We start from the raw sequence: 12,930 nt of genomic DNA on the forward strand, positions 1-12,930 counted from the left end.
TTCTTTAATTAGAAAACTCTTGCCAATCTTAATTTACATCTGTGTTGTTGAAAGTGAACTTTCGTTGGTGCCTTGCACCCTAAATTATTATTTAGCTGCTGGCACTACGTCGCCGCCCCACGTTTCTAGGATGAAGTTACGGATCGTTTCTGATTGTAATACTTCAACTAGCTTTTGAATTTCCGGACGGTTTTCGTCGCCACCACGAACAGCAATTACGTTCACGTAAGGGTTTGTAACATCTGATGATTCTAAAGCAATAGCATCTTTCCCTGGAGAAAGTCCAGCACCTAGGGCAAAGTTAGAATTGATTAAAACTGCATCGCCTTCACCATTCAAGTATGCTTGCGGTAAAAGAGAAGCTTCAACACGATCATTAAACTTAAAGTTCTTTGGGTTTTCAGTGATGTCTTCTAAAGTTGCCGTGATTCCTACACCTTCAGCTAATGTAATTAAGCCTTTGTCTGCTAACATTGCTAAAATACGACCATGGTCAGGTATAGCGCTACTCATTATAATTTCAGCACCTTCTGGAAGTTCGTCTAAGCTAGCCCATTTTTGCGAGTAAACACCGATTGGCTCAATATGAATTCCACCTGCATTGACAAATCCGTAACCATTTTCATCATTTTGCTTTGTTAAGTATGGAATGTGCTGGAAATAGTTCGCATCAAGTTCTTCACTAGCTAGTGCTTTGTTTGGCAAAACGTAATCTTGGAAACGAACAACTTCAATCTCAATTCCTTCTTCTACTAAAAGTGGTGCTGCTGCTTCTAATACTTCTGCGTGTGGTACGTTAGAAGCTCCAATAACTAGTTTTACAACTTCCTCAGTAGCTTCTGCCGTTTCAGTCGGTGCTTCTTCATATCCTGTTTTTGGTTCTGCAACTGGTTGCTCTCCTTGGCCACATGCAACTAATGTAAGTGATAATAATGCTGCGCTTAAAATTCCTGCTAATTTTTTCATAATATATTGTACCCCTCTCAATAATTGTTTTTATATTTTAACTTTCTTCTTTATGAGTAGAAGAATTTAATTAACGTTTGTCTGTTGCATGTTTTAAAAAGTCACCGATTGATTGAATGAAAAAGACGATGATTAAAATGACGATTGTTGCTACAAGTGTTACATCATTACGACTTCTTTGGAAACCGTCTAAGAAAGCTAAATCTCCAAGACCACCAGCACCTACGAAACCTGCCATAGCGGTAAATGAAACAAGTGCAATTGCAGTTACCGTAATCCCTGAAATTAATGCTGGTAGTGATTCAGGTATCAATACTTTAAAAATGATTTGTAAGTGAGTGGCTCCCATCGACTCTGCAGCTTCAATCACTCCCTTATCGATTTCGCGAAGAGCAATCTCAACCATTCTTGCATAAAACGGTGCAGCTCCGATAATTAACGCCGGTAAAGCTGCTTTTGCTCCAAGGAATGTACCAACTACAAATAACGTAAACGGAATTAATAATATTATTAGAATAATGAAAGGTATTGAACGGAATATATTTACGAAAGCAGCCGTAATCGCATGGATAATTTTATTTTCCCAAAGGTTACCTTTATCAGTTAAATAAAGAAACAGTCCTAGGATAATTCCTAAAAATAACGTTGCAACTACTGATATTCCAGTCATATATAATGTTTGCTGTGTGGCATTCCAAACTAATGACCATTTCACATTTGGAAGTAACTCATTAACCATTACTAATCACCTCCACTTTTACTTGCTTCTCCTTGACATATTCGATAGCTCGCTCGACTTCTGTGTCGTCACCATCAATATGGACGAACAGTGCTCCATAAGGGCCATTTTGAGTATGCGAAATTTTCCCTTGCAGAATATTAATATCAATATCAAACGCTCGGATCATTTGCGTGATTAACGGTTTTTCTGCATCGCCACCGACAAAGGTAAGCTGTACAATCTTTCCTGTATTTGTTTCTGCCAAAAGATGTTTTACCGTTTCTACCGTTTCCTCAGGCTCAGTGACTTGCTTGACAAATTCCTTTGTCATCTCTTGAGTAGGCTGACGAAATACTTCAAGTACTGGCCCTTCTTCAACGATGTTCCCATTTTCCATCACTGCAACACGGTGGCAAATCTTACGGATAACATGCATCTCATGAGTGATTAAAACAATCGTTAACCCTAATTTACGGTTAATATCAACGAGAAGCTCTAAAATCGAGTCTGTCGTTTTCGGATCTAGTGCAGATGTTGCTTCGTCGCATAGTAATACTTTTGGATTATTAGCAAGTGCCCTCGCAATACCAACACGTTGTTTCTGACCACCACTCAGCTGCGATGGATACGATTCGCCTCTTCCTTCTAAACCAACCAACTTTATTAATTCTTCTACTCTTTCTTTACGCTTCTCTTTCGGAACGCCCGCTATTTCAAGGGGGAAAGAGATATTTTCACGAACTGTCCTTGACCAAAGTAAGTTAAAATGCTGAAAGATCATGCTTATTTCTTGACGCGCTAGGCGAAGTTGTTTGTTTGAAAGCTGTGATAGATTTTTCCTCGCTACCTCCACCGTTCCTGAAGTGGGTCTTTCTAACATGTTCAGCATTCGAATTAAAGTACTTTTCCCTGCACCACTATAACCAATAATTCCGTATATCTCACCTTCGTTAATTGTTAAATTTATATTATCGACAGCAGTTACGACTCCATCTTTTGTTTGAAATACCTTCTTTAAAGAGTTTAACGTTATCATCGTGGATCACCCCTTTATCTAATTATTCTTATGTGTTTACTTAGGTTAACGCGTTAAAAGGCTACGGTAGAGTTATCCAATTTTTCCACCTGTAATGGATTTATAATCTTATTTGTCTTTTTGTGGTGCCAGGCACCTCAAATGTTAGTTGGTGCCTGGCTCCGTAACACAAAAAACCTTTCTGCACACAGAAGCACAGAAAGGTTTATAGATAGGTTCATCCATCTCATCTTCCAAAGCCTCTAGCTCTGCAGGAATTGGCACCTTCCTAAGTATAAATACTTAGCGGTTGCCGGGTTTCATCGGGCCAGTCCCTCCACCTCTCTTGATAAGAGTATTAAGTTTTCATAATTAAATTTGTTTCGATAGAACAAATCTTAACATGGTGTTTTAAGACTGTCAATTTATTTTTCTGAAAAATATTATTGGTATTTTATGGTCTTTCTAAAGCGTTATTTAAATAAAAAATCGTCTCTGCTTTTAAAATAGCAGAATAGTTTCCTTGTACCGTTAATTCCTTCTGCCTCTCAAGTTTTTGGAGGCGGTCTAATCCCTTTAGAAGTCTTTCAATAACTTCCTCATTCCCTTGTATCGTTAGATTTACCTTCTCATCACTATAACTATTTTTGCTGAACTCCTCGTGGTCGGATGATAATCGCAAAGTATAGATATTAGAATTAACCTCTATTGCAATCACAAAAGGATTTTCCCTTAAATATGCCTGTAATTGACTCGCCTCTTTTAGTCGTTGCTGAAACCCTTGTAGAACTCGTTCAAACTGCATGTAAAATGACACCCCCAAGGTTATTTCTTTATTAATGTATTCGCTACAGCCATGAAAAAAACCTTGTTACTAGTAAAATCGGTTGCGCTTCTAGATTAGCACCTATATCAGTAACGAATGCCGTTATCCGGCTGGTTTTGTCGTTATCGAGACTTCTTCAACCTTTGGCCGATCAACATTTCTAAAAATGAAGAAGAAATACACAGAAGCAACTACGTACAGCGCACCGGTAATCGAGAAGACAATTGCATATCCGTAATAGGCGCCGTATAACATAACAATCCCTGTCGAAACCGGCCCCATGACTGCCCAACCTAAACTAAACACCATTTGCCCGACGGAGTTTGCCAGCCCCTTCATTGAATCATCGACACTACGCATCATTAACGACATTTGGATTGGGTTCCCCGCATTCATTAAAGCCTGACGGAATAAAAAGCCTACTACAGCAAAAGTTAAGTTTTCAGTAAAAGCTGTCAGTAGCAGAAACGGAATCGATGCCAACTGTAGAATAACGACGGCACGAACTTCACCAAAGCGCGCTACAACGGCTGGGCCAATAAGCATTGCTACCGCTGTCATCGCCTGACCTAAAGACAAAATAAGTCCAACTAATGATTTACTAACTTCAAACCGATCCGTAAAATATAGATTTAAATATGGAATGACTAATCCCGAGCCAAAACCAATAATGATTTGAGCAATCGCAAAAAACAGAATGATCTTTACACCTTTTTTATTCGTCTTTATCAGCTCTACGTATGATTTTCGTTCCTTTATTTGTTTTGCAGTTTTCTTTTGTTCATGGATTTTCACTAGGGGCACTAGTGAAGCAAAGAAGAATACCGAACCAACTACCAACGTTATACGAATGCTTGTAACCGCGTCTAAAGAAAAGATATTTTGGAAAATGTCACTGAGTCCGCCACCCAACATATTCCCAATAACATTTGCTACCATCATAATCGCAAAGTTAAAGCTAAATAGATGAACCCTTTGCTTTTCATTAGAGTTTTCCGCAAGAAGTGGTATAGTTGATACCTGTATAAATGCCATAAAAATACCGCTCAAAAAGGCTGCTGTTAAAAGCACCGATTCATCAATAAATAATGACCTAGATAACAGGGTTATTGCCGAAAGAAGACCACCCCAGAAAATGATTTTTTTCCGACCGAAGCGATCACTCAAAATCCCTGCCGGCAAAAGCATAATTGCTTGTGCAGTCGCCGTCATTGCAATAACTTTTCCATTTACTTGTTCATCAAAACCTAGCTCACGTATGTAATAATTATAAATAATCATAAAAATTCCCATACCTATATGACCAAGAATTGATGACAACAAAAATAGCCGAATGTTTTTGTTATATCCTTTAAATTGGGTAGACCACCCTCCAATAAAATTCCCCACGTGGTCACCTCCCTCTTAACACATATTTCGCGTCCCTAAATATAATAGTCGATATAATGAAATATTGAAAGGATTTTCGCTTAATTTTTTTTATAATTATCCTCCCAATTAATACCTATAAACGTTTTTGTTTCAATGGGTATCCTATAAATAAAACGTAGAGGAGGAATTTGTGTGGAGAAGAAAATTGATATCACTTCAAAAGTTCAAGGAAAGCTCGAGGATGGAAGGAAGATGGGGCTTTTTCTTGACGAAAAAAAAGTAGGGCAAATCATTATGACCGATCAAGGTAATCATTATGAAATGGCTGAAGGCTTCGAATTCGACAAAGATAAAATATATAAACATGAAAACGACACAATCGAGTACACAAAAAAATACGTTGACGATTGTGACATGGGCTGGTGTTAAACCCAAAAGCGTAAGTGCCCTGCTTAGCCACGACTAGCAAATGTTCTGACAATTAAAAAGTGTGGTTTTTACACTTTTTATATTGGCAGGTTATTTGCTTCGAGGGGCTGGGCACTGAAGCTAGACGTAACGAAATGCTGAAGCGCCCCGCTAAGCGCCGACTAGCAAATCTTCTGGCCGAAAAAAGACTCTCACCACTTGGTGAGAGTCTTTTTGATTATATTAGTCTTCTTTAATCATCGCTTCGTATTCTTCTGCTGTCATAAGCTTGTCTAATTCTGATTCGTCACTTAGCTCAATTGTAATCATCCAAGCTTTTTCGTATGGTGATTCATTAACAAGCTCTGGGGAATCATCTAGATCTTCATTAACAGCAACTACTTTACCACTAAGAGGTGCATAAAGTTCAGAAACCGTTTTTACTGATTCAACGCTACCAAATGGCTCATCAGCTTCAATTTCATCTCCAACTTCAGGAAGCTCAACGAATACAATGTCACCTAATTCTGATTGTGCAAAATCAGTAATCCCAATACGTACCTGATTGCCTTCTACTTTTACCCATTCATGCTCTTCAGAATACTTTAATTCTTTTGGTAAACTCATCTTAAAATCCCTCCAATTTTTCACTTATAGACCATTATGGCAGAAAAACTTTCCAATTACTATTATACCTATATTAGTGTTCAGTTTAAAGTTACAGTTTTGGTATCCGCAGCCTTATGTTATCCAGCTATACTTAAAACTCGCCTCTACTTCCAAGTTTCTGCAAATAACTCTTCTTTAAAGCCTACAGTAACCGTTTCTCCGTCAGAAACAATAGGGCGCTTTAGGAGCATTCCTTCAGAACTTAATAATTCTAAAATTTCATCTTCTGAGGCAACTTTTAGTTTGTCTTTCATCCCTAATTCACGGTATTTTTGACCACTTGTATTTAAAAATTTCTTTAACTCCAAGTTACTTTTTTCATACAAGCTTTTAAGTTCTGCTTTTGCTGGTGGATTTTCAACAATATGTATTTCTTCAAAATCAATACCATTTGTTTCTAACCATTTTTTCGCATTGCGGCATGTCCCACATTTAGGATATAAATAGATTTTTAAAGTCATTACTTTCTCCCCTTCCTAGTATGAGGGAATAGGTTTTAGCCCATCCCCCTTAGCCATCATACTACGAATCGAACCGATCTTTCACATCTTCTGCTCGTTTTTCACCAATGTTTTCTTCTACTAAACCAGAACTCCACGATTCCTGGATGCCATCTTGAACTCCTTGGTCAATTCCATCAAATTCTTTTGCGAACGTATCATCTAGCTCTAAGCGGCCGTCATAAACAATCTCATTTTCGCGATCTTTCTTCATCGGACACCTCTTTCTGTGAAAATTGTTCACCGTGTTCTAGGATAGTATTCGAAAATACCCGTGCGAACATACTTTTCGATCGAGTGTCGTTGTGATTCATCTTCAAAAAATTGTTTCCCTTCTTTCCAACTGTTAACTTTGCTACTAGTGAGCTCACTTTTTCTGTTAAAAAAGCTGTTTTTTTGATAATTGTGTTATGTTACTATCCAAACTTTGAGGTTTACTATCCAAATTTCTTTTTTACTATCCAAAAATAGGCAATTACTAGCCAAAACATGACATTTTCTATCCAAACTAAAAATATACCGCTAAGGGTATAGGAAATTCCAATAAAGTGAAAAAGCCCCATTACGGGACTTTTTCAGTAGAGAGGAGAATGCCCTTTCTTTAGAAAGGAGGATATTAATTTTGGAACCGATGGCCCCAAATTTGCTAACATAAAAAAGAGAGATAATTTGCTAGGTAACACTTAAACACGCGAAATTAATTAAACAACGTAACGCTCAGCTTCAATTATTCTTTGCGCAATTTGGCGTTTTAGAGCTACTACATTTGTTGGTGTATGACGTGTTAGTTTACGTAAAATTGAAAGCATTGTGCGTAATGTATCGCCTTCTTCCATTGTTACTAATGATTCCTTGGCAACCGCTTCAATGCGATTAAACGCTTCTTGACAATATACGCGTGTCATTAATAGCTTTTGTTGATTTGCGTCAACACCAGTTTTGTTGATTGCTTTTTCAGTTCTTAAAACCGCTGATTCCATTGCGAATACTTCATTTGCAAGATCGGCAACTCTTGAAAGAATTTCTTGTTCTTTTTGAAGTTCTGGACCGTATTTTTGAGCACCTGTTCCAGCGATCATTAAGAATACCTTCTTTGCCATTGACACTAAATATTTTTCTTGTTCTAGTGGCTCATCACCAATTTCTTGTGGCATCATCATCATTAGTTCTTCTTGTAATGATGTAGCCTTCTCTAAGAATGGTAGCTCACCTTTCATCGCTTTACGTAAAATTGTTGCTGGTACAAGCATGCGATTGATTTCATTTGTCCCTTCAAAAATACGGTTAATACGAGAATTACGGTATACTGACTCAATTTCGTATTCAGCCATAAAGCCGTTACCACCGTGAATTTGAACTCCTTCGTCAGCTACATAATCAAGTGCTTCTGATCCGAATACTTTATTAAGTGAGCATTCAATCGCATATTCCGCAATTGCTTTTGCTACCGCTTTTCCGTCTTTTTGTTGTTCATCTGATAATGCGTTAAAGCTATCCTCAATTAAGCCACCTGTTCGGTAAATTGAACTTTCAGCCGCATATGTTACAGCTGCCATTGTGCCTAGCTTTTCTTGAATTAGTGTAAATTGTGAAATTGGTTGTTTAAATTGCTTACGCTCATTCGCATATTTTACAGATAATTCAATCCCGCGTTTTGCGCCACCGACACAACCTACCCCAAGCTTATAACGACCAACATTTAAAATATTAAAGGCGATAACATGGCCTTTGCCGATTTCTCCAAGGAGGTTTTCTTTAGGAACTAAAGCATCCTCTAAAATTAATGTACGTGTAGATGAGCCTTTTATTCCCATTTTCTTTTCTTCTGGACCAGTTGATACCCCTTCATAATCCCGTTCAACAATAAAGGCAGAGAAGTGCTCGCCATCAATTTTTGCATAAACAACGAATACATCAGCAAAACCTGCGTTTGTAATCCATTGCTTTTCACCATTTAAGACATAGTGTGTTCCTGCTTCATTCAACTTCGCAGTAGCCTTAGCACTCAATGCATCAGAACCGGAACTCGGCTCAGTTAGTGCATAAGCGGCAAGTAACTCACCTGTTGCAAGTCCAGGTAAATACTTCTTCTTCTGCTCTTCGTTACCGAAAAATACGATCGGCAATGAACCAATCCCAACATGTGCACCATGGCTTAATGAGAATGACCCAGACAATGCAAACTTCTCAGTGATTAATGATGAACTAATCTTGTCTAAGCCGATGCCACCGTATTCTTCTGGAACATCTGCGCCTAATAGTCCGAGTTCTCCCGCTTCCTTTAATAATCGTACAGAACGATCAAATTCGTGCTTTTCGATATACTCAATTTCTGGAACTACTTGCTCGACTACAAAATCTTCCGTCGTTTTCGCGATCATAATTTGTTCATCAGTAAAGTCTTCTGGAGTGAACACCTTATCCGCAGTAATATCATCTAATAAAAAGCTTCCACCTTTAATTACTTTATCAACCGTTTCCATGATAAAACCCCCTTTTTTTAGTGAAGGCTGAGAGAAGTGAGTTGAGAAAGGACCGAGGAGAATGGTTTGCGTCCTCATAAGGTTATGAATTAGCAAAACCCAAATTCCCCAGTTCCTAAACAACCTAAACTATCAACCTATTAATCTAAAAGAATTCCTATTGATCTTAAAGAAAACCTTATCTAAAATCTCTGAAACCCTCATGAACTTTAAACTTTACAATAATTCAAACACGCCAGCTGCACCCATACCGCCACCGATACACATCGTTACGACCCCGAATTGCTCACCGCGACGTTTCATTTCATGAATAAGTGATAACGTTAATTTCGTTCCTGTACAACCTAGTGGATGACCTAGAGCAATCGCGCCACCGTTTACGTTGACTTTATCGATATCGAGATTTAAGTGACGAATAACCTGTAACGATTGCGAAGCAAATGCTTCGTTTAGTTCAAATAATCCAATGTCAGAGAGCTCCAACCCAGCTAGCTTTAGTGCCTTTGGAATTGCCTCAACAGGACCGATCCCCATTATTTGTGGTGGTACACCTGCTACAGCAAATGACCGAAATTTGACTAAAGGGGTTAACCCTTCTGCTTCTGCCATCGCACGATCCATGACTAGTACAGAGGCTGCTCCATCGCTCATTTGTGACGCATTACCTGCTGTGACCGTTCCTTTTGGATGGAACGCTGGGCGTAATTTACTGAGACCTTCTAAAGTTGTATCAAGACGAACTCCTTCATCTTTTTCAAATAAAATTTTCTTTTCTTTTAGCTTATTGTTAGCCCCTACAGAGCGAAGCGTTACTTCGACAGGAACAATTTCATCATCAAACTTTCCTTCTTCAATTGCTTTTGCAGCTTTACGGTGACTTTCAACTGCAAAGGCATCTTGATCTTGACGGCTGATTTCATACTTACGAGCCACTTCTTCAGCAGTAAAGCCCATGCCCATATAATATTCTGGAGCCGTTTCAACTAATGTTGGGTTTGGTGCAATGACATGACCACCCATTGGAATCATCGTCATCGTTTCTGCACCACCAGCTAAGATCACACTAGCGTGACCTAGCATAATTCGCTCTGCACCATAAGCAATACTTTGTAATCCTGAAGAACAATAACGGTTAATTGTAATCGCTGGAACGGTGTCAGGCACCCCAGCTAAAGCGGCAATATTTCTCGCCATATTCATCCCTTGTTCTGCTTCAGGCATCGCACAACCGAATATGACATCATCTATTTTACTCGGATCAAAATTCCCAGCTCGACGGAGAGTTTCTCTTACCGTAAGTGCCCCTAAATCATCTGGACGAACACTCGCTAATGTTCCTTTTTTTGCTTTTCCGACAGGTGTTCTTGCACCTGCAACAATCACTGCTTCTTTCACGATATCTTCCCTCCTTTATGATTCGTACTTTAGTTACGTAACGGTTTCCCTTTTGTAAGCATATATTGCATCCGCTGTTGCGTTTTCGGTTCACCAACAAGACTTAAAAATGCTTCTCGTTCGATATCTAGTAAGTACTGCTCATCGACAAGAGTGCCTTTTGCAACTCTTCCACCAGCAATCGTAAAGGCTAGCTTTTGGGCAATCTTTAGGTCATGGTCGGAAATCAAACCACCAAACTGCATCGTTTTTGCTCCTAACAACATCGTTGCATAACCACTTTCACCAACGACAGGAATTTTCTTTCGTTGTGGCGGTTGGTAGCCTTGGTTTGATAAGTGCAAGACATGTTCTTTCGCATCATGCAATAGGTGATCTCCGTTCATACTAATTCCATCTTGTGGACGGATGAAACCAAGTTTCGCTGCTTCATGGGCAGAAGTTGATACTTTAGCCATGGCAATTGTTTCAAACGTTCGATTAGCAATTGCCTGCAAGTCAATTTGTGCTCCTTCTGGTAGGCCTTCTAAAAGTCTTAAATAAAGCTCTTTATTTCCGCCACCACCAGGGATTAAACCAACACCGACTTCAACTAAGCCCATATACGTTTCAGCAGAAGCCTGAATTCGAGCAGACGGTAAACAAATTTCAGTTCCACCACCAAGTGTCATCCCAAATGGAGCTGAAATAACAGGTTTTGGTGAGTAGCGGATATTCGCCATCGCTTGTTGGAACTGACGAACTACTAAATCAATTTCAAAGAAATTATCATCTTGAGCTTCCATTAAAATCATCATTAAGTTCGCGCCAACGCAGAAGTTCTTGCCTTGATTGTTGATAACGAGACCTTTGTAGTTCTTTGCAACTTCTTCTATAGAGTAATTAATCATCTGCATAACATCTAAACCGATGGAATTATTCGGTGAGGTAAATTCTAAGCATGCTACCCCATCACCAATATCAATGAGTGATGCACCTGAGTTCTTTTTAATGACATTGTTATTTTCTTTAAGGGTTTTTATATGAATAACCTTTGGATTTTCAGCTGCTTGTTTGTATTCGCCATTGTTGTAAAAACGGTTACGTCCTTCGTAGAACGATTTATGGCCCTTTTCAAGCATTTCTTTTACCCAAACAGGTACTTGCTCACCTTCAGCTTCCATTCGCTCCACTGATTTTGCTACACCAATCGCATCCCAAGTTTCAAATGGTCCTAATTCCCAGCCAAACCCCCACTTCATTGCTTGGTCAATCGATAAAATATCATCGGCAATTTCTGTTGCTTTTTCGGCAGAGTAGAGAAGTACAGGTTTTAAGATATTCCAAACAAGTTCACCAGCGCGATCCTTGGCATATACAAGAGCTTTTAATTTTTCACTCTTACCTTTTGCTTGCTTACTCGCTTGAACTGATGGCGCTTTCATTTTCTTACTTGCTACATACTCCATTGTGTTGTAATCAAGTTCAAGAATTTCACTGCCGTTTTCCCCTTTTTTCTTTAAGAAAAACCCTTGACCTGACTTACTACCGAGCCAACCTTTTTCTGCCATATCACGCATAAATTGTGGCGGATCAAAGACAGCTTTTTCGGTGCCTTCTACTTGGTCGTAGACATTCATTGCTACGTGTAAAAATGTATCTAAACCAACAACATCTAAAGTACGGAACGTCGCACTTTTTGGTCTTCCTAACGCAGGGCCCGTAACAGAGTCAACTTCTCCGACGGAATAACCACCTTTGACCATCTCAGCGACAGTCACTAACAATCCATAAGTTCCAATTCTGTTGGCGATAAAGTTTGGCGTGTCTTTTGCTTCAACAACACCCTTCCCTAGCACATCTTCACCAAATTGTTTCATAAATTGGAAGACTTCATCACTTGTCTCTTTCGTCCGAATAACCTCAAGAAGCTTTAAGTATCTTGGTGGGTTAAAGAAATGCGTTCCTAGAAAGTGTTTACGGAAATCTTCAGATCGTCCCTCAGCCATTGCTTCTATAGAAATACCTGAAGTATTGGAGCTAACGATACTCCCTGCCTTACGATTTTCGTCAACTAAGGCAAAAACTTTCTTTTTAATTTCCAAGTTCTCAACGACCACTTCAACGATCCAATCAACTTCACTAAGGCGCTTCATGTCATCTTCCATATTCCCAGCTTCAATTAACTGAATATGTCCCTTTTCTGAGAGTGGAGCAGGTTTTTGTTTAAGTAATTTTTGTATGGAGTTTTGAGCTAAACGGTTACGCACTTGCATATCTTGTAATGTAAGCCCTCTTTGTTTTTCCTCTTCTGTTAGGTCACGTGGGACGATATCTAATAAAAGTGTTGGAATGCCAATGTTCGCTAGATGGGCGGCAATTCCAGATCCCATGACTCCTGATCCTAAAATAGCTACTTTACCGATTCTTCTGATCATAAGTACCTCCTTCTCTCCTTTGAATGAATACTCATTCATTTTTTGAAGAAAAAATTTTGCACATCAATGCGCAACATAAAAATCCTATTCTTGTTTACAGTTTAACTATAAAAGATTTCACAAAATTGTGCAATATAAATCTTCAGAAAACTTTAATTT

The 12,930-nt window shown here is 38.9% G+C and carries 12 protein-coding genes and 1 riboswitch; of the genes, 1 reads left to right on the forward strand and 11 read right to left on the reverse strand.

Features of this window, described 5'->3' with window-relative positions; genetic code table 11:
* Window positions 1-87: 87 nt before the first annotated feature.
* The 5 genes from ACK4M9_RS13850 to ACK4M9_RS13870 all read right to left on the reverse strand — a co-directional run bounded on the left by ACK4M9_RS13850 (window position 88) and on the right by ACK4M9_RS13870 (window position 4,917).
* Window positions 88-966 (reverse strand): MetQ/NlpA family ABC transporter substrate-binding protein, encoded by an 879-nt coding sequence (locus ACK4M9_RS13850; RefSeq protein WP_409851618.1) that lies wholly within the window; start codon window positions 964-966, stop codon window positions 88-90.
* A gap of 70 nt (window positions 967-1,036) precedes the next feature.
* Window positions 1,037-1,705 (reverse strand): methionine ABC transporter permease, encoded by a 669-nt coding sequence (locus ACK4M9_RS13855; protein WP_409851620.1) that lies wholly within the window; start codon window positions 1,703-1,705, stop codon window positions 1,037-1,039.
* Window positions 1,698-2,723 (reverse strand): methionine ABC transporter ATP-binding protein, encoded by a 1,026-nt coding sequence (locus tag ACK4M9_RS13860; RefSeq protein ID WP_409851623.1) that lies wholly within the window; start codon window positions 2,721-2,723, stop codon window positions 1,698-1,700. Before ACK4M9_RS13860 ends, ACK4M9_RS13855 begins: the two co-directional genes overlap by 8 nt.
* Before the next feature lie 223 nt (window positions 2,724-2,946).
* Window positions 2,947-3,058: riboswitch (SAM riboswitch) on the reverse strand.
* 98 nt (window positions 3,059-3,156) lie between these two features.
* Window positions 3,157-3,507 (reverse strand): SCP2 sterol-binding domain-containing protein, encoded by a 351-nt coding sequence (locus tag ACK4M9_RS13865; RefSeq protein WP_409851625.1) that lies wholly within the window; start codon window positions 3,505-3,507, stop codon window positions 3,157-3,159.
* A gap of 123 nt (window positions 3,508-3,630) precedes the next feature.
* Complete coding sequence (locus ACK4M9_RS13870; RefSeq protein WP_409851627.1) at window positions 3,631-4,917, reverse strand: MFS transporter; 1,287 nt, start codon at window positions 4,915-4,917, stop codon at window positions 3,631-3,633.
* A gap of 174 nt (window positions 4,918-5,091) precedes the next feature.
* Between ACK4M9_RS13870 and ACK4M9_RS13875 the strand changes: the two genes are divergently transcribed.
* Window positions 5,092-5,328 carry a YusG family protein gene (locus tag ACK4M9_RS13875; protein WP_409851629.1) on the forward strand — a complete coding sequence of 79 codons (237 nt, stop codon included), beginning with the start codon at window positions 5,092-5,094 and terminating at the stop codon, window positions 5,326-5,328.
* A gap of 222 nt (window positions 5,329-5,550) precedes the next feature.
* Here the strand turns inward: ACK4M9_RS13875 and gcvH are convergent, their stop codons facing one another.
* The 6 genes from gcvH to ACK4M9_RS13905 form a co-directional block, all read right to left on the reverse strand.
* Window positions 5,551-5,934: a glycine cleavage system protein GcvH gene (gene gcvH / locus ACK4M9_RS13880; RefSeq protein WP_409851632.1), complete on the reverse strand. Its 384-nt coding sequence runs from the start codon at window positions 5,932-5,934 to the stop codon at window positions 5,551-5,553.
* 146 nt (window positions 5,935-6,080) lie between these two features.
* Window positions 6,081-6,437 carry an arsenate reductase family protein gene (locus ACK4M9_RS13885; protein WP_409851634.1) on the reverse strand — a complete coding sequence of 119 codons (357 nt, stop codon included), beginning with the start codon at window positions 6,435-6,437 and terminating at the stop codon, window positions 6,081-6,083.
* A gap of 61 nt (window positions 6,438-6,498) precedes the next feature.
* The gene (locus ACK4M9_RS13890; protein ID WP_409851637.1) at window positions 6,499-6,690 is read right to left on the reverse strand and encodes a hypothetical protein; all 192 of its coding nucleotides are present in this window, start codon (window positions 6,688-6,690) and stop codon (window positions 6,499-6,501) included.
* Window positions 6,691-7,177: 487 nt separating this feature from the next.
* Window positions 7,178-8,959 (reverse strand): acyl-CoA dehydrogenase family protein, encoded by a 1,782-nt coding sequence (locus ACK4M9_RS13895; RefSeq protein WP_409851640.1) that lies wholly within the window; start codon window positions 8,957-8,959, stop codon window positions 7,178-7,180.
* Between the two features lie 216 nt (window positions 8,960-9,175).
* Complete coding sequence (locus ACK4M9_RS13900; protein WP_409851643.1) at window positions 9,176-10,354, reverse strand: acetyl-CoA C-acetyltransferase; 1,179 nt, start codon at window positions 10,352-10,354, stop codon at window positions 9,176-9,178.
* A gap of 29 nt (window positions 10,355-10,383) precedes the next feature.
* Window positions 10,384-12,771 carry a 3-hydroxyacyl-CoA dehydrogenase/enoyl-CoA hydratase family protein gene (locus ACK4M9_RS13905; protein WP_409851646.1) on the reverse strand — a complete coding sequence of 796 codons (2,388 nt, stop codon included), beginning with the start codon at window positions 12,769-12,771 and terminating at the stop codon, window positions 10,384-10,386.
* Window positions 12,772-12,930: the final 159 nt, after the last annotated feature.

This window comes from Anaerobacillus sp. (assembly GCF_046314235.1).
Classification (GTDB): Bacteria; Bacillota; Bacilli; order Bacillales; family Anaerobacillaceae; genus Anaerobacillus.